Source organism: Cellulosimicrobium sp. BMG9.23 (assembly GCF_059159985.1).
In genome coordinates this window covers 152,799-171,972 of sequence record NZ_JBZGBZ010000001.1, presented here as the reverse complement: position 1 = coordinate 171,972, position 19,174 = coordinate 152,799, and the positions used below count along the sequence as shown (strand labels likewise).

The window sequence follows — 19,174 nt, the reverse complement described above, 5'->3', positions numbered from 1 at the left end:
GCGACCGCTCGACCTCGCGGGGATCAGGCGCAGTCGAGAGCCTCGACCGGCGCCTCCAGCGTGGTCGTCACCTCCTTGCCGTCGAGGGTCGCGACGCCGGTGACGGTGGCGGTCCCGGCCGGGACGCTCGTCGCGCGGACCGCGAAGGACTGGTACGCCGCCTTGCCAGATGCGATGTCGGCGAACGTCTTCGTCCCGTAGGGCGTCGCGAGGGTCACGTCGGCGGGCACGGCCTCGCCGTTCGTCGCGCGGACGGCCACGTAGGCCTTGCCCGCGAGGCACCGCGGCGAGACGTCGACCGCGAGGTCGAGCTCGGGCGCGGGCGGCTCGTCGCCGTACGCGGCGAGGAGCGCGGCCTGCTCGGCGGCGGTGATCGGCAGGACGGTCCCGTGGCGCGGGCTGCTCGGCAGGTCGGCGTCGACCGACGTCCACACGCCCGAGTCGAGGTCGGTCGACTCGAGCGGCAGGTACCCCTGGCCGCCGTGGTAGCTCGGCTGGTCGACGAAGAGGTACCACTTCTCCTCGGTGTTCGACTTGAACACCGTCGGGCCCTCGCCCGCCGTGAGCGTGCCGCCCCACGGGTTCGGCTGGCCGAACCCGATCTTCTCGGCGACGAGGTCCCAGTCGGTCGAGCGCAGGTCGGTCGACTTCTCGAGACGCGGGATCATGTACGCCTCGTCCTTGGTGAACCGGTAGTACGTGCCCTCGTGCTCGACGACCGACGAGTCGATCATGCCGAGCCCGGCGCCGCGCTGCTCGTCGATCCACACCTGCGGCTCGCTGAACGTCACGAAGTCGCGCGTGGTCGCGTACATCATGCGCTGGTAGCTCGTCGCGATGCGCCGGCCGTCGGTCTCGGTGGTCGGGTAGAGCGCCGAGGCCCAGTAGACGATGTACTCGCCTCGCTGCGCGTCGTAGAACGCCTCGGGCGCCCACGTGTTGCCCGCGTACTCGCTCGAGACCGTGCCCGAGCGCTGCTCGGACCAGTTCACGAGGTCCGTCGACTCCCAGATCATGAGCGCCCGCGAGCCGCGCTCCTGGGCGTTGGCGAAGTTGTTGCCGCCGTAGATGCGCAGGTCGGTGGCGAGCAGGAAGAACCGGTCGCCCTCGGGCGAGCGGATGATGAACGGGTCGCGCAGGCCCTTCTCGCCGAGCTCCGACGTGAGGACCGGCTCGGCGTCGTTGAGCTCGACCCAGTCGAGCGGGTCGTTGCCGTCGCTCACGCTGAAGTAGACCGACTCGCCGTCGGGCGTGCTCTCGCCCTCGAAGTACGGGAAGAAGTAGCCCTCGTAGTCGGCGGCGGCGGGCAGCGGCCGGACGATCGCGTCGTAGGTGTGCGTCGCGGTCGCGCCGTCCTTCGACGCCGTGACGGTGAGCTGCACGACGGCGGCCTCCTCGCCGTGCGCGGGGCGCGTCACCTCGCCCGTGGGCGAGATGGTGGCGGGGTCGGAGGTGATCCACGTGAGGGACGAGCCGTTCTCACCGGTCGCGGGGAGCGTGAGGTTGCCCCGCACGTCGTCGAGGTGCGGGACCGTCACGTGCTCGGCGTCCCACTGCGCCGCCTCGGCCGGCAGGAGCTGCGCGAGGACCGTGACCTCGAACGTCGCGGTGCGCGCGACGGCGCCGCGCGTCACGGCGGCCGTCAGGGTGACCGTCGCGTCGTCCTCACCGGCCGCGGGACGCGTGACCGTGCCGGCCGCCGAGACGACCGCCGGGTCGGACGACGACCACGTGACGAGGGATCCCTGGGCGGCCGTCGTCGGGAGCGTGAGGTCGGCGGTGACGGCGCTCGTGTCGCCGAGGTCGAGCGCCGCGAGGTCGGCGTCGGCCGCGGCGGTCGACGTCTCGAGCGCGAGCTCGGCCGCCTCGGCCGCCGTGACGGCCCGGTCGTAGAGCCGGAAGTCGCGGACCTGGCCCTTGAGGTACCGATCGCCGGAGTACAGCGAGCGCCCGACGTAGTTGGCCGTCGTCTGCCCGCCGCCGATCTGGCCGGGGTCGGTCGTGACGTTGGTGGCCTGCTTGACCTGGACGCCGTCCTCGTAGAGCGTCGCGGTCGTGCCGGTGAGCGTCCAGGTGAGGGTCTTCCAGACGCCACGCGTCAGGTTCGAGCCCTTGGTGACGGTCTGCTCGGTGGACCAGCTGCCCGTCGCGATCGAGGTCCGGTACGCGTTGCCGGTCGTGAAGAGGTAGCCGTTGCCGGCCGTCCCGCTCGAGTTCCCGAGCCCGTAGATGAAGTACGGCGTCGCCTGCGTGGTGTCGACCAGCACGTCGAGGCTCACCGTGGCGTCCGTGAGGCCGGCGAGCAGGTGGTCGGGCAGGTCGACGTGGTCGTCGGTCCCGTCGAGCGTGATCCCGTCAGCCGTCGCCTGCCCACCGTGCACCGTGGCCGGGCCGAACGTCGAGCCCGCGGCGAGGTTCGCCGTCGTGCCGCCGGTGGTGCTGGCCGCGTCGAGCGGGTACCAGGCGACGAGCCCGGCGTCGTCAACGCTGCCGGCCCCGCTGACCGCGGCGGTGGCGACGGGGGTGGCGACGGGAGCCGCCGTGGCCCCGGCCGTGCCGAGCAGCGTCGCGGTGAGCGCGCCGACGAGCCCGACGGCGATGCCCGCCCCTCGGCGACGCCGGTGGTCTGGCCGGCGTGTCGTGATCTCTCTCATGGTCGTCCTTCTCCTCGTCGAGATAAAACGTGAAGCGTCTCTGCCGAGGTAGAACCCGCGGTCGCGAGGTAGAACCCGGGGGGTTTTACCTCGCGACCTGCGGTTCTACCTCGCGGGTGGTGTCAGCCGCACGTGGCGGCGTCGTACGCGGCCTCGTGCTCCGTGGTGACGGACTCGCCGTCGAGGACCGCGGTGCCCGTGACCGTCGCCGTGCCGGCCGCCACCGACGACGCCCGCACCGCGAACGACTGGTACGCGGCCTTGCCGGGCGCGACGTCCGCGAACGTCTTCGTCCCGAAGGGCGTCGCGAGCGTGACGTCGGCGGGCACGTCGCCCGCGTTCGTCGCGCGGACCGCGAGGTAGACCTTCCCGGCGAGGCACCGCGGGGAGGCCTCGACGGTGAGCTCGACCTCGGGCTGCGGCGTGATGTCTACCGGGTCCACGCTTTCCAGCGTGGGCGTGACCTTCTGGATGAGGCCGTCCTCGCCGAACGTCAGGCGGTCGATCGTCGTCTCGCGGTTCGTGCCGTTGCCGCCGGGGATCGCGAAGCGGTGGTACGCGATGTACCAGTCGTCCGTGCCCTCGATGTTGAGAATCGAGCCGTGCCCGGTCCCGAGGATCCCCTGAGACGCGTCCTTCTCGAGGATGACGCCGTGGTTGGTCCACGGGCCGTCCATGCTCGTCGCGGTCGCGTACCCGACGCGGTAGTTCGGCGACCCGGTGTCGTCGATCGAGTACGTGAGGTGGTAGGTCCCGTCGCGGAAGTTGACGAACAGGCCCTCGCGGAAGTCCGTCAGCCCCGGGATGCGCTTCAGCGTCTCCTGCTCGATCGACGTCATGTCGTCGGACAGCTCGGCCATGACCGGGCCGTTCGACGGGCCGCCGTTGCCCCACAGGAGCCAGTACTTCCCGGTCTGCGGGTCGTGGAAGGCCGCCGGGTCGATGGCCTGGCCCGACGCGATCGACTCACCGTTGGTGATCATCGCCGTCGGCTCCGCGGTGAACGGCCCCTCGGGGCTGTCGGCCACCGCGACGCCGATGGTCTTGCGGTTGTACGTCGGGTTGTGGCCCGAGAAGTAGAAGTAGTACTTCTCGTCCCGCTCGATGATGGTCGGCGCCCACGCGTTGCCGGTCGCCCACGGCACGTTCCCGTTCGCGCCGTCGAGCGTGAGGAACGGCTCCTCCGAGCGCTCCCAGTCGACCAGGTTCTTTGACGTCCAGACGTAGAAGTCCTTGCCGCCCCAGCCGGGCGTGCCGTCGGTCGTCGCGTAGAGGTAGAACGTGTCGCCGAACTGCGCGATGTTCGGGTCCGCGTACTTCCCCGGCAGCACCGGGCTGTTCATCTCCTTCGCCTGGACCGTCCACGTGCGCGACGACCCGTCCGGCCCGGTCACCGTGTACTCGACGGGCTCCGTGAAGTCCTGCGCGGACCCGTTCGCCGGCGAGACCGTCGCGCGGGGCGAGACGGCGAGCACGGGCGAGAGCGCCGTGAGGTCCGTGCCCGGCTCGACCGGGAGCGTCACCGTGGAGCTCGCGCCGTCGACGATCGCCGGGACCTTGAGCGCGTCGAGCTCCGCGCCCGTGACGGCCGTGTGGTCGGCGCCGAGCTGGAACACCTCGTCGGCGGTCAGCGCGCGGTCGTAGACGCGGAAGTCGCGCACCGAGCCCTTGAGGTACCGGTCACCGGTGTAGACCGAGCGGCCGATGTAGTTGGCCAGCGTCTCGCCGCCGCCGATGTCCCCGGGGTCGGTCGTCACGCCGGTCTGGCGGCCGACCTCCACGCCGTCCTCGTAGAGCACGGCCGTCGTGCCCTCGAGCGTGTACGTGAGGTGCTTCCAGACGCCGCGCTGCAGGTCGGCGTTCTTGCTCACCGTCTGCTCCGTGGTCCAGTTGCCCGTCGCGATCGACGTCCGGTAGGCGTTGCCGGTCGTGAACAGGTAGCCGTTGCCGGCCGTCCCGCTCGTGTTGCCGAGGCCGTAGATGAAGTACGGCGTGGCCTGGTCCGTCGCGATCTTCACGTCGAGGCTCACGGTGGCGTCGGTGAGGCCGGCGAGCAGGTGGTCGGGCAGGTCGACGTAGTCGTTCGACCCGTCGAGCGTCACGCCCTCGCCGTTCCCCGTGAAGGTCGCGCCGCCCGTGAGCGTCGCCGCACCGATCATGGCGTCGGGCGCCGAGTTGGCCGCCGTCGTGCCGCTCGTCTCGTCGAGCGCGTAGCGCACCACGAGCCCCGGCACGTCAGAGGTCACCTCGACCGCGACGTACGCGGTGCGCGACCCGTCGGCGGTCGTCGCGGTGATCATCGCGTGGCCCTCACCGACGCCGGTCACGACGCCCTCGGCCGAGACCATGGCGACGGACTCGTCGTCGGACGCCCACGTGATGGCGCGAGCCGTCGCGTTGGCCGGGGTGACCGTGGCGGTCAGCTGCCGCGTCCCGCCGGTGCCCACCTGGACGGACGCCGGGGTGACGGTCAGCCCCTCGACCGGCACGACGTCGTCGGTCACGGTGACGACCGCGCGGGCGCGGGCGCTCACCCCGCCGCCCAGGCTGCCCTCGACGACGAACTCGCCCTCCTGCGCGTACGACGCCGGGTCGACCTCGTCCCACGTGACGTCCGCAGGGCCCGAGGTCCCGTCGGCGAAGCGCGCGGTGACCTGAGCGGGCAGCACGGGCGCGGAGCCCGTCTGCACCGTGACGGCGACGTCCTCGACGGACTCGACGAACGCGTCGGGCTGGTACGTGCGCAGCAGGCGGTCGTACTCGGCCTGCGTCACGGGGAGCACCGTGCCGTGGCGCGGGCGCGACGGCATCTCGTAGTCGGTGGACATGGTCCACTCGGCGGCGTCGAGCGACGTCGACTCGAACGGCACGTAGCCGCGGCCACCGAACTCGTCGATGAACAGGTACCACGTGTCCTCGGTGTTGGACTTGAAGATCGTCGGGCCCTCGCCCTGGTTGATGCCCGGGCCGGTCGAGTTCGCCTTGCCGATGCAGTCGGTGACGTAGTCCCAGTCCGTCGAGAGCAGCTCGTCGGACTTCTCCGCGAGCACGAACTTCGAGCACGGCGTCGTCGAGGTGTTGTTCCGCTCGTCCTTTGTGAAGCGGTAGAACGTGCCATCGCCGTCCTGCGCGACGGTCGAGTCGATGACCGAGTACCCCGGGTCGATCCAGACCTGCGCCTCGCTGAACGTCACGAAGTCGCGCGTCGTGGCGTACATCATGCGGTTGTAGCTGTTGCCGGTGTGGCCCGGGTCGTCCTCGGCGTAGAGCTTCGAGGCCCAGAACACGACGTACGCGCCGATGCTCTCGTCGTAGTACGCCTCGGGCGCCCACGTGTTGCCCGCGGTGTCCGGGGAGACCTCGACGAGCCGCTGGTCCGTCCAGTTCACGAGGTCCGTGGACTCCCAGACCATGATGGACTTCGAGCCCTGCCGCTGCGCCGCGTCCCAGCCGTTGCCGTCGTAGATCCGCAGGTCGGTGGCGATCTGGTAGAACTTGTCGCCCTCCGGCGAGCGGATGATGAACGGGTCCCGCAGGCCCTTCTCCCCCAGCTCCGACGTCAGGACCGGCTGGTTGTCGTTGAGGTTCTGGTAGTTCAGCGGGTCGTTGCCCTGGCTCAGGCCGAAGTAGACCTGCTCGCCGGTGGCCGTGCCCTCGCCCACGAAGTAGGAGAACAGGTAGCCCTCGAGCTCCTCCTGTTGCGGCAGCGGCGGGACCGTCGCGGTGATCTCGCGCGTCGCGGTGGCGGCCCCGACCGTCGCGGTCGCCGTGAGCGTCACCGTCTGTGCGTCCTCGCCGTGCGCGGGTCGGGTGACCTCGCCGGTGGGCGTGATCGCGCCCGACGACGACGCCCAGCTCACGCTCGCGCCGTGCAGCCCGGTGGTGGGCAGGGTGAGGTTGCCGCGCACGTCGTCGAGGTTCGCGACCTCGAGCGCGGCCGCCGCGGCGTCGGCCTTGGCCTGGTCGCCGTCGCCCGGGAGGACGGTGACGTCGAACGTGCGGGATGCGGTCGCGCCGCGCAGCGCGACGGTCGCGGTGAGCGTGGCGGTCGCGGGCTCCTCGCCCGGTGCAGGCCGGGTCACCGCGCCGTCGGCCCCGACGACGCCGGCGTCGGACGTCGCCCACGTGACGGTCGTTCCCCCGACGCCCTTCGCCGGCAGCGCGAGGTCCGTGACGACGGCGCTCGTGTCGCCCAGGTCGAGGGCCGCGGCGTCGGCGGTGACCGCGTCCTGCGCGGCGTCGGACGAGATGTCCGCGACCTCCGCCGCGGTGAGCGCGCGGTCGTAGAGGCGGAAGTCCTTCATGCGGCCCTTGAACAGGCCGTCCGCGGCGTAGGCCGACTTCCCGAGGTAGTTCGCGGTCGTGGAGCCGCTGCCGATCGCGCCGGGCGTGATGGTCACCGCGGCGTTCTGGCCGACCTGCGTGCCGTCCTCGTACAGGCGCGCGGTGCCGCCGCCGAGGGTGTAGGTGACGGTCTTCCAGACGCCGCGCGCCAGCGCGCCGGCGGGGGCCTTCGCGGTGTTCTGCTCACGACCCCACGCGAGGTCTGAGATCGTCGCGCGGTAGTTCGCGTTGCCCGTCGAGAAGAGGTAGCCGTCCCCGGTCTGCGGCGTCCCGACGGCGGTGTTGCCGAGGGTGTAGAAGAAGTAGTTGCCGCTGAGCGAAGTGTCGATCCAGACGTCGGCGCTGACGGTCACGGCGTCCATCCCGGCGAGCAGGTCGTCGGGCAGGTCCACGTGGTTCGAGCCGCCGAACACCAGGCCCTGGCCCTCGCGCCAGCCGCCGCCGGAACCGGTGAGCGTGGCGTCGAGCTCGTTGCCCGACGCGTCGTGCGCCACGGTGCCCGACGTCTCGTCGAGCGGGAGCCAGAGCTGGAGGCCGTCGGTCGTCGGGGCAGCGAGCGCTGTGGTCGACGAGGGCTCGACGACGGTGGGTTCCAGGGCTGCTCGCGTAGAGGCTGCGGGCGCTGCTGCCGCCGCGGCCGCCGGCGCGAGCGGGCCCACCAGGGCGAGCCCGACCAGCGCGGCGAGCGCACGCCGTCCGGCACGCGTGTCGGACGGACGCGTGCCGGACGTGCGCGGGTGCGGGGAGGTCGCGGACCGGAGACCGGACGGCGGCGTGTCGGACGTGCCGGCGGTCCCTTTCGGCTTCGTCCTGGAGCTGTCTGGTACGTGGCGTGAGGTCATCGATGACTCCTCGTCGTCGTGCCCCGGCGGCACCGCCGGGCGGCAGGTCCGTCGTCGGACGCGCGCGTGTGAACGCTAACATGTGAGCGCGAACATGGATAGGGTGAGCGCTCAGGCGATCACGTTCGAACGTCTCCGCCAGCCCAGTCCGGCCAGGTAGAACCAGCGGCCGCGAGGTAGAACCCGCCTGGCTCTACCTCGCGACCTGCGGTTCTACCTCGTGGTCAGCACGTGACTGTCTCGTACGCGACCTCGAACTCCGTCGTCACCTCGCCGGGGCCGTCGAGCACCGCGGTCCCGGTCGCCGTCGCGCTCCCGGCCGCGACCGACGGCGCACGCACCGGGAACGACTGATACGCGTTCTTCCCCGGTGCGACGTCGGCGACGACGCGCGTGCCGTACGCCGTCGCGAGCTCGACGTCGGCGGGCACGTCGCCCGCGTTCGTCGCGCGCACGGCGACGTAGGCCTTGCCCGCGAGGCACCGCGCGTCGGCCGTCACGTCGAGATCGACGGCGGGGCCCGTCGCCCCGGCCGTGAACTCCCACGTGTCGACCTCGACGAGGTCGGCGTCCGTCGGCCCCGCGAACGTGAGGTACACGTCGTGCACTCCCGCGACACCCTCGAGGTCCGCGGTCACGTCGGCCCACTCGCCCACCGGGGCGTCGAGCTCGACGGTCCCCACGACCGGACCCTCCCGGTCGTCGAGCCGCACCTCGACGCGCGCGCCCTCGACGAGCGGCTTGACGCGCGCCGTGAGGCTCGCGGCGCCGTCGCCGAGGTCGACCGCCGACAGCGCGGACCAGTCGCCGTCGTCCACGTCGCGCACGACGAGGTTCGGGGCGTTCTCGCCGAACTGCGCGGAGCCGCCGTCGACCTTCGCCGTCGCGAGACCCTGCTGCCACGCGAACGTCTCGGCCTCGAGGACCTGGAACGGGTCGAGGTCCTTGACCTGCTCCGGGCCCGCGTACGTCCCGACCACCTGCTGGATCGTGCCGTCCGCGTCGAACGTCAGCTCCTGGATGTGCGGGCTGCGGTACCCCTGCGTCGTGCTCCCGTTGATGCGCTTGTTGAGCGTCGGCGCGTGGTACGTGAAGTAGTACTTCCCGTCGAGCTCGAACACGGACTGGTGGTTGTTGCCCCCGGTGCCTGCGCCGAAGAACTGCGACTGGTTGGGGAACAGCACGCCCGCGTAGGCCTCCTTGGGGAACGACATCGGGTCGTCGGACATCATGTAGCCGATCTGCCCGCCGCCCGGGTACCCCGGCAGCGGGGTCTGGGCCCCACCGAAGTCGGGGCCGCCGAAGTGCGAGGAGTACGACAGGTAGTACCGGCCCTCACGCTCGAAGACGTGCCCCGCCTCGAACGCGACGGGTGCGTCCACGACGGCCGCGGTGCCCTGCGTCGAGACCATGTCGTCGCCGAGCTCGATGACCCGGATGTTCTTCGGGTTGTTGAAGCGCTCCGCCGCCGGCATCGACGTCGACGCCGGGCCGCCGCCGAAGTACAGGTACGGCTGGCCGTCCTCGTCGACGAACGGCGCGGGGTCGAACTTCCACGCCACGGTCTCGGCGCCGGGCGTCCGGCCGTCGATGAGCGTGCTGTCGCGCTCGCTCGTCCACGGCCCGAGCGCCGACTCCCCGGTGATCACGTTCGAGGAGCCCCCGCCGTTGGCGTAGTAGAGGAAGTACTTCTCCACGCCGTCGACGACCTTCTTCGCCATCCCGGGCGCCCACGAGTTGTTCGTGAACGGTGCGACACCGGTCGGCCCCGCGACCTGGATCTCGCCGTGATCGGTCCAGTTCACGAGGTCCTCGGACGAGATGACCGTGATCTGGTTGATGTCCCCGTAGTTGATCTGCGGGGACACCCCCGTCACCGGGTCGGGCGCGTAGCCCTGGGTGTCGTTCGTCAGGTACAGGTAGACGCGGCCCTCGTCGACGAACCCGAACGCGTCCGCCCCGAACTTGTGAGAGATCAGCGGGTTGTGCTCGCCGGGGAGCTTGCCGACGACCTCGATCGTCCTCGACGGCGGCTTGGGCGGCGGCGCCCCGACGACCGACACGTCGTCGAGCGCGAAGTCCATGAGGTGCGTGGCGGGGTCGGCGGACGGGTTCGAGGTCCACGGCGTCTCGAAGAACAGCCGTGCCGTGCCGACGCCCTGGCTCGCCGGGATCGTGAACGTGCCGTCGAACGTCGCCCACTGGCCCTTGGTCGCGGTGACGCTCACGAGGTTCGTGTACGTCGAACCGCCGTAGTGCATCGTGGCGAAGAACTCCTTGGTCGGGGGCGCGTCCGCGGCGTCGTACCTGATCCGGGCGGTGAGCTCGTAGGTCTGACCGGCCTGGACCTTCCCGCTGAGGTCCTGCATCGGGCCCGAGCCCGTCGTGGCGCGCTCGGTCGTGAGCGCGGCGGCCGTACCCGAGAACGCGGCGTCCGTCGTCGACAGCACGGCCTCGTCGGTCGCGTTGCCGTCGTTGACGAACCAGCCGGTCGTGCCGTCCTCGAAGCCGCCGTTGACGATCAGCTCCTCGTCCGCGGCCTGCGAGGGCAGCGCGGCGAACGACGCCGAGAGCAGCGTCGCGAGCGCCGCCCCGGCGAGGGCGCCGCGCACGCGGCGTCGTCTGCGGTGGTGCGTGTCCATGGATCCTCCTCGATCGATGTCCTGCTGACCCCGTCCGCGCGGTGCGCGGGACGGGTCGTGCACGACGGCGCTCCGTGCCGTCGTCGTGCCTCTCCCCTCGGTCGCTCCCGGGTCGTGCGTACGTGCTCTCGTCGCGTCCCTCCTCGGGTGAGCCCTTCGGATGTGTATCGATTTCGAGCCGGCCACGGGGCCAACCGGTCCCGCGAGGTAGTACCGGGATGGGGACCTCGGCACTACCTCGCGGGACAGCGGTACTACCTCGGCGTCAGGCGCAGGTGTGGGCGTCGTACGCGACGGCGTACGGGGTGGTGACCTCCACCGGGCCGGGACCGTCCGGACCGCCGAGAGCGGCCGTGCCCGTCACCGTGACCTCGCCGGCGGCGACCGACGACGCGCGCACCGCGAACGACTGGTACGCCGCCTTGCCGGGCGCGACGCCGGCGAACGACTTCGTCCCGAACGGCGTCGTCAGCGTCACGTCCGCCGGCACGTCGCCCGCGTTCGTCGCGCGCACCGCGACGTACGCCTTCCCGGCGAGGCACCGCGGTGTCGCCTCGACCGACAGCTCCACCTCGGGCTGCGGCTCGACGTCGCCGGGCACGATCTCGACCGTGTACGTCGTCGAGGACGTGTGGTCCTGCGCGACGCCGACGATCTCGACGGTCCGGGCGGTCCCGTCGGCCGGGAGCGGCACGACGCGGCCCTGCGTGTCGTCGATCAGCACGCCGTCGACACGGACGAGCCCGCTCGGCACGTGCGGGTCGGCGTCGAGCACGACGCTCGTCGTGCCCTCCGGCACCGTCAGCGTGTAGGACGTGGTCGCCGGGTCGAACGACGGCGCGAGCGTCCCCGTGTCGAACCCGAGCGCCGACAGCCCGGGCGTCGCGTCGTACGACGCAGCCCGGTCGACACGCACGCCGAACACGCCGCCCGCCCACCCGCCGGTCGCCTGGAAGCGCACGGTGACGACGGGGATGCGCTCGCCGTCGTCGTCGAGCACGTACTCCCCCGCGCTGTCGACCTTCCACCGCGTGCCCTCGCCGAGCTCCAGGTACTTCGCCGGGAGCTGCGTCGTGTCGACGTAGAAGCCCTGCGCGTCCTTGTTCGGTGCGTCCGCGACGGTCGTGACGGTCTTGAGGAGCTCGTCGTTGACGTACACGTCGAACGTCCGCCCCTGGTCGCCCGAGTAGAGGTCGACGCCCAGGTGGTTGGACGCCGAGTCCGGGTCGATCATGAGGTCGTAGCTGAACCAGCCGGTGCCGTCGGCGTGCCGGAACTGGCGCCCGGAGAACGCCCCGACCGACGACCCGCTCTGCTTCAGGTTCTTCGCGTTCTCGAAATTGTTGTTGTCGAAGCTCGTGAGCTCGTCGACGGTGCGGTCGGCGTCGCGCAGCTGCTGCTTGGCCCGCAGGATCCGCTCCTGCGACGCCGCGGAGTCCGGCTCGTCGAGGTGCAGGTAGAGCCCGTAGGTCACGTCCCAGTTGGTGTGGTGGGGCGTGAAGACGAGGTCACCGCCGTCGGCGGTGTTGCGCAGCGCGAGCTGCACGCGCCCGTCGGCCGCGTCGTCGACGCGCACCAGGTTCTCCGTGATGCGCTCCTTCCACTCGTCCGCACCCATGCCCGCAGCGGTGATGGTGGTCTGCGCGTCCTCGTCGCGCGTGGACGAGCGCACGAGGATGCCCGTGCCCTGCCACGCGGGCTGCGGGATCTCGCCCAGGTTCGCGGACAGCACGACCGGCCCGTAGCGGAACGCGACGAAGTACGGGTTGTCCGGGGTGTCGACGACGGACACCGCCATCGGCATCGTGTACCGGACCACGTCGCTCGCGGCGACGGGCAGCACGACGTACCCGCGCGACACCGTCGGCTCCACCGCGGAACCGTTCACCTCGAGCGACACGTCGCCCGCGGCCCACGACGGCACGCGCAGCCGCAGCGTCGCGTCCTCGGCGACCGCGCCGCCGTCGAGCGCCGCGACACGGAACGTCACGGTGTCGTCGTTCGGCAGGTTCGCCTCCTGCTCCACGCGCAGGTTCTGCGCCGCGTGGTCGAACGTCGAGGAGAAGAACATGTTCACCCACACGGAGCCCTGACCCGTGAAGTAGATCGAGTCACCGAGCTTGGAGAAGTTCTCCATGCCCGTCCCGGTGCAGCACCAGAACTCGGTGAACGGGAGGTTGAACACCTTGTGGTAGCCCGACCCCATGGGGTTGAAGTAGGTCGTCGTGCCTGTCTCGGGGTTCTGCGAGGACAGGATCGTGTTGATGAACGCGTTCTCGTAGTAGTCCGCGTACCGCACGTCCTTGCTGAGCTTGAAGAGCTCGCGCGAGAGCTTGAGCATGTTGTACTCGTTGCACGTCTCGGCCGTCTCGGCGTTGCGCGCGTCGCCCTGCTCGTCGGCGCGCTCGTGCAGCGAGCCGGGCTCGTGGAAGTGCTCCGCCTGGCTGTTCGCGCCGGTCACGTAGGTGTGGTCGCGCACGACGATGTCGAAGAAGTTCTCCGCCGCCGCGAGGTACATCGGCAGCTCGTCCTTCTCCGCCTGCGTGAGGAGCGCGTAGTGCTCGGGGTTCTGCGTGAACACGCGGTACCGCTTGAGCGCGCCGAGGAGCTTGGGGATCTGCGTGTTGGCGTGCTTGCCCGGCAGGACGTCCTGCCCGGCAGCGAGCTGGCGGAAGAGCGACACCTCGTCGAACGCCTCCGCCGCCTCCTTGATCCGCACGTCGCCGGTGAGGTCGAACAGCTCGTAGAGCGCCTCGTTCATGCCGCCGTACTCGGTGCGCAGCATGACGTCGGTGCTCGGGAGCTGTGAGACGCGTCCCTGCACGTACAGACCGAAGTCCGTCGCGACCGCGAGCGCCTCGTCGCCGACGGGCCCGTCGACGTACTCGGCGACGTCGAGCAGGCCCGCGAGCACCTTGTGCAGGTTGTACCAGGGCACGATGACGTTCTCGTCCGACGACCCGGTGCCCTGCACCTCGTCGAGGATCGACTCGCGGAACGCCGACACGTAGCCCGCGGAGCCGGGGTGCGACGCCGCGTACGCGTCCTGGACGCGCGACAGCCCGCCGACGCCCTCCTCGATCTCGGTGAACAGCGCGTCCTTCGTCGCCTGGTCGGGCGTCGAGGACCACGACATCGCGAGCGCCGAGAGGTAGTGGCCGAACGCGTGACCGCGGAAGTTCACCGCGTTGCTGCGCTCCCAGCCGCCGTACCCGGCGGCCGTCGTCGGGGTCAGCCCGCCGACCGCGTAGAACTCGTAGAGGAACGTCTCGGAGTCGAGGCTCAGGAGGTACTCGTGCTCCTTCGACGCCGCGTTCTGCAGGAAGTCGTCGGAGAGCAGCACCGACGGGAGCGTCGTGTCCTCGAGCGGTGTCTCGTCCACCAGGGCGGGCACGAGGACGTCGAAGGTGCGGGTCACAGGTTCTCCGTCGAGGTAGCGGACGGTGGCGGTCAGGACGACGTGCGCGTCGTCCTCGCCGAGGGCAGGTCGGTTCACCGTGCCGTCGGTCCCGATCACGTCGGGGTCCGACGACGTCCACGTCACCATCGACCCGCGCGAGCCCGCGGCGGGCAGCACGAGGGCCACGGTGGCGCGCTCAGGCAGGGAGAGCCCGTCGGCGTCGTCCCGCGCCACGGCGTCGCGGTCGATCACCCGGCCCGACTCCTCGTAGAGGCCGACGACGTCGGCGAGGTTCGCGACGCCGTCGTACAGCCGGTACTGGTCGAGCGCCGCCCGGAGGTAGCCGCCGTTGTACTGCGGGCCGTTGAAGCCGATGGTCTTGGGCAGCGCGGGGTCGGACCCGAGCACGCCGGTCGCGTCGCCGCCGACCGCGCTGGCCACCGTGGACGGCACCTTCTCCCCGTTGCGGTAGAACGCGACGTCCTTCGTCGCGTGGTCGTACGTGACGACGACGTGCGTCCACTCGTCCGCGGGGAAGAACGACGCCCGGTCGGAGCTCGCGACGCGCACCTTGTACGGCTGTCCGGACGCGGGGCCGATCGACAGCGCGAGCGGCACCGTGTCGGACTCCGACGACAGGTACCAGCCGTCCGAGTTGTAGGCGCGCTTGTTCCACGTGACCAGGTGCTCGCCGGCCAGCCTCCCGCTCGGCTCGATCCAGAAGGAGAGCGTGAGGTCCTCGGGCTGCAGCTCCGTGGACGTGCCGAGGTCGAGATACGTGTTCCCGGTCAGGCTCAGGGCCTGGGTCCCGGGGACGACGCCGTCCACGTACGCGTAGCCGACGGGCGCGGACCCGGCGTGGCCGCGCAGCGACACGGGGTGCGCGAGCGGACCCGCGTCGGTGACGTCGCCCTCGAACGCGAGGTCGAGGACGGGGTCGGACAGCGCGGGCTCGGCCGCGACGGCGGTCGGCGCCCACGCGGTCAGGGCCAGGGCAGCGGCGGCGGCCACGGCGGCGAGCCGCACCGGCCCACCGGGTCGACGGCGCACGCCGTCGGTCGTTCTGGGATGCATCGTTGCTCCTCGGGTCACGCGGGCGTCGTCGCCCGGCGGCGTCGTGCGGACGGGGGTGGTGGCCCTCGTGGCCCGTCGGACCAGCCACGAGGAGAGCGTGAGCTCGCGAGGTAGAACCTGCGGTCGCGAGATAGAGCTCTGAGAGCTCTATCTCGCGACCTGAGGTTCTACCTCGCGAGCCGCATCAGTCGGGTCAGCCGCAGTCGAGCGCGTCGTAGGCGACGTCGACGGTCGAGGTGACCTCCTCGCCGTCGACCACCGCCGTGCCCGTGACGGTCGCGGTACCGGCCGGGGCGGAGACCGCGCGCGTCGCGAACGACTGGTACGCGTTCTTGCCCGGCGCGACGTCCGCGACCGTCTTCTCCCCGAACGGCGTCGAGAGCGTCACGGACACCGGGACGTCCTCGCCGTTCGTGGCCCGCACCGCGACGTACGCCTTGCCCGCGAGGCAGCGCGCCTGCGCGGTCACGTCGAGGTCGAGGTCGGGCGTCGCCTCGTCCGCGTGCAGCCGCACGAACGTGATCGAGTGGGCGGGGAACTCGTAGGAGAAGTCCTCCCCCACGCCGGTGATCGTCCGCTCGACGGGGGCCACGAGCTCCGGGTCGGCCTTGGTGTTGGTGTCCGACGGCGCGCCCACCATCTCCGTGACGGTCGCCTCGTCGGCGATCCCGGCGCCGGCGGCGAGTCCCTCGACGTGCACCTGCGTGCTCGCCGCGGTCTCGGTCGGGTTGACGACCTTGACCACCACGTCGCCCGTGTCGTCGTCACGCGTGACGACCTGGTAGAGCGACTTCTTGGTGGGCTGCTCGTACGACATCTGGAGCTCGCCGTCGAGGTACAGCTCGATCGTCGAGCCCTCGACCACGATCTTCACGTGGTACGGCTGGCCGGACTCGATGCTGTGGTTCTCGACCGCCTTCACCTCGTTGGCGCTCCCGCCGTCGGCCCGCTGGAGGGCCTGGCGCGTGTTGTTCCAGCCGCCGAGGTTCCACCAGTAGTAGTCGTTCGGGCCGCCGGCGGCGAAGCCGACGATGAAGCCCTCGGACCCGGACGTCTTGCGCGCGTCGAGCTCGAGCGTGTAGCTCGACCAGTCCTTCGCGTACGCGCCGGAGATGATCGAGCGCGCATCGGTGACGTTCGTCGCCGACTGCACGTACGCGCCGTCCTGCGCGGCCCACGTGCCGGACTGCGGCTCCCACTGGTCGGCCCCGGTCTCGAAGTCGTCGGAGAACAGGACGTCGCCGCTCGCGTTGTCCGTCACGCGCACGTTGTCGTACTGCGCGGCGGTGCTCCACGTCGAGAGGAAGATCCCGCCGTCCACCGTGGCGCCCTCGGCGGGCGGGCCGGTGTGCGTGCTCGGGACCACCTGGTCGCCGACGTTCGCGGAGAACATCTGCTGGACGTAGTAGTTGACCGAGCCCCACGACTCGTCGTTGTCGAACCAGATCGCGTCGGGCGACCACTGGACGTACGACTCGTTGGCGAGCAGCGGCGCGTACGACGCGAGCCGCACGACGTCGGAGTTGCGCTCGAGGCCCGTCATGAACGCCGCCTCGGACAACGCGTTGGCGAACGTGTTGCCGCGCGACGCGTACTCCCCGAGGAAGACCTGCGGGCCCTCGCGGTCGTAGGAGTCGTAGCGCTCGTCGTTCTCGAGGAACCACGACGGGTCGTTGTAGTAGTGCTCGTCGACCATGTCGACGCCCTGCTCGCGGTTGAACTCCCAGAGCTCGTCGAAGCGCGCCCCGGTGTCGTCCGGGCCGGAGTTGGAGATGATCTCGATCTCCGGGTACTCCGCCACGATGGCGTCACGGAAGGCCGGGAAGTTGGCCTCGAACGTCTTCGTGTTCTCCTCGTTGCCCAGCCCGATGTACTTGAGGCCGAACGGCTCGGGGTGGCCGAGCTCGGCGCGCACGGCGCCCCACTCGGTCGTGACGTCACCGTTGGCGAACTCGATGAGGTCGAGCGTGTCCTGCACCCAGCGCTGGATCTGCGCGGGGTCGGTCATCTCGGGGATGGTGCTGCCGCAACCGTTGGCCCCGACCGACACGACGGGGAGCGGCGTCGCACCGAGGTCCTCGGCGAAGAGGAAGTACTCGAGGTACCCGATGCCGTACGACTGGTTGTAGCCCCAGAAGTTCCAGTTGGTCGCGCGCTCCTCGACCGGGCCGATGGTCTCCTTCCACTGGTACGTCCGACGGCGGTCGGTGAAGCCCGACTCCTCGTACGTGCGGAACGTGCCGACGTTCGTCACGCACCCGCCCGGGAAGCGCAGGAATTGCGGGTCGAGCGCCTCGATCTTCTCCGCGAGGTCCTTGCGGAGCACGGACTGACCGTTGACCGGGCCGACCCACGTGTCCTGCGGGAAGAGCGACACCTGGTCGACGGCGATCGTCCCGGCGGCACCGGAGAGCAGCGCGAGACGGCCGGCGTTCGTGGTGCCGGTCGCGGTGAGCGTGACGTCGTACTTCTTCCACGTGTTCGAGCCGTCGACAGCGATCTGGCCGGTCGCGTACGCGGTCGTCCCGGCCTCGTCCTCGACGCGCACCGTGAGGTTCTGCGCCGTGGCCGACCGCGCCCAGACGGAGAAGTCGTACGACTCCCCCTCCTCGACGAACAGGCCCGTGTTGTATCCGGCGTTGCGCACGCCGGCGCCCGCGGCGGTCGTCGTGAGGTTGAGGTAGTTCCGGTTCGTGGCGTTGAGGCGCCCGGCGTCGTTCACGACCTGGGTCGTGGCCGTCGCACCGCCACGGTTCGCCGCGCTCCACGCGGTGAGTCCCGTGAAGGACCCGTTGTCCTGGTTGTTGAACTCGAACGACCGGTTGCGCACGAGCTCCGCGTACAGCCCGCCGTCCGCGGCGTAGTTGATGTCCTCGTAGAAGATGCCGTAGAGCTCGTCGCTCATCTCGGTCCGCTCGCCCGCGAGGTCGACCGTGAGCTCGTGGTCGGCGCTCGACGTCGGCGTGACCGTCAGCTTCGTGGCCTGCTCGCGCGGGCCGAGCACGAGCGCGCCGTCCGCGGCCCGCACGCCGGCGTACTGCTCGGGGTCCGCTGCGCTGCGCAGCCAGACCTTCCCGCCGCCCGCGTCGGTGATCCGCAGCGCCGTGCCGTCCGCGCCCGCGCCTCCGAGGGCGAGGCGGGGCTCGGAGCCGTCCGTGACGACGACGGGACGGTCGCCGATCGCGAGCGTCACCGGGGACGTTCCCTCGGGTGCGCCGTCGACGGCGGTCGCCTCCATCGCGACGGTCGTCGCGGGACGCTCGTCGTCCAGCGCGAACCCGTCGTCGGTGGAGACGAGGTACCGGGCGTCACCCGGCCCGGTGAGGGTGAACGCGCCGTCGGGCACCTGGTCCGTGCCCTCCGCCGCCGTGAGCGCGACGTAGTCGAAGACCGCGGTGTGCGACGTGCCGTCCTGCGCGGCGAGCGCGTACAGCCCGACCTGCGTGGTCGGGAAGTCGACGTCGACGGACCCGGCCGGCTGCCACGCCGTCCCGTCCCAGTACGACGTCGTGATCGTGTCGCCCGACCGCTGCATGCGCAGCGTCTCGCCCGTGGAGCCGGGCCGGTCGGTGAACGAGGCGGCGGCGAACACGCCGCCGGACTCGACGTCGCTCTCGATCGCGCGGCCCGACGGCGACAGGTCGCCGACGAACGTGAGCCCGGACCGGACGTAGTTGTCCATGTCCTGCCACGCGATGAGGCCCGCACCCTGGTAGACGCGGTCGACCGGGGCCTCGACGTGCGTCACGACGGTGAAGTCGCCGGCGGGCACGTCGAGCACGACGACGTTCTTGGCGGTGTTGTTCGTCTGCCAGGTGTCGCCCGGCTGCGACCGGAGGGTGAGTGCGCCGTCGGCGACGGTGAGCGCCTCGGGCACCGGGTTGACGACGGTCCAGTCCGCGCCGAGCGCGGCGCCGTCGAACGTGTCGACCCACGCGCCGTCGGGCAGGTCGGGCTCCGCGGCGGACGCGGGCAGCGACGACGCGAGCGCGACGGTGCCGACCAGTCCGCACGCGAGCGCGGCGGCGATCGTGCGCCGCCGCCTCCGTGTCCGGGTGCTCAGGGGGTCCTCGGGGTGATCCATGGCCTTCCTCTCCTCGTTGAGAGACGTGGTCCGTGCCATCCGTGTGAGCGTTAACAGGCTCGCGCCCACCGTAGTGTGAGCGCTCACATCTGACAAGGTCCTTGTCGGGGTGACATCGCAGGGCACGGGCGTGC

The 19,174-nt window shown here is 71.0% G+C and carries 5 protein-coding genes; all 5 read right to left on the bottom strand.

The features are described 5' to 3' along the window. Positions 1-23: 23 nt before the first annotated feature. The gene (locus tag AC4H2G_RS00620) at positions 24-2,654 is read right to left on the bottom strand and encodes an immunoglobulin-like domain-containing protein (RefSeq protein ID WP_494363846.1); all 2,631 of its coding nucleotides are present in this window, start codon (positions 2,652-2,654) and stop codon (positions 24-26) included. Positions 2,655-2,776: 122 nt separating this feature from the next. Beyond that, complete coding sequence (locus tag AC4H2G_RS00615; RefSeq protein ID WP_494363845.1) at positions 2,777-7,840, bottom strand: family 43 glycosylhydrolase; 5,064 nt, start codon at positions 7,838-7,840, stop codon at positions 2,777-2,779. Positions 7,841-8,064: 224 nt separating this feature from the next. Continuing rightward, positions 8,065-10,482 carry a family 43 glycosylhydrolase gene (locus AC4H2G_RS00610; RefSeq protein WP_494363844.1) on the bottom strand — a complete coding sequence of 806 codons (2,418 nt, stop codon included), beginning with the start codon at positions 10,480-10,482 and terminating at the stop codon, positions 8,065-8,067. 265 nt (positions 10,483-10,747) lie between these two features. Beyond that, positions 10,748-14,956, bottom strand: coding sequence for a beta-L-arabinofuranosidase domain-containing protein (locus AC4H2G_RS00605; RefSeq protein WP_494363843.1), 4,209 nt, complete (start codon positions 14,954-14,956; stop codon positions 10,748-10,750). 193 nt (positions 14,957-15,149) lie between these two features. Then, the gene (locus AC4H2G_RS00600; RefSeq protein WP_494363842.1) at positions 15,150-19,079 is read right to left on the bottom strand and encodes an alpha-L-arabinofuranosidase family protein; all 3,930 of its coding nucleotides are present in this window, start codon (positions 19,077-19,079) and stop codon (positions 15,150-15,152) included. Positions 19,080-19,174 lie beyond the last annotated feature (95 nt).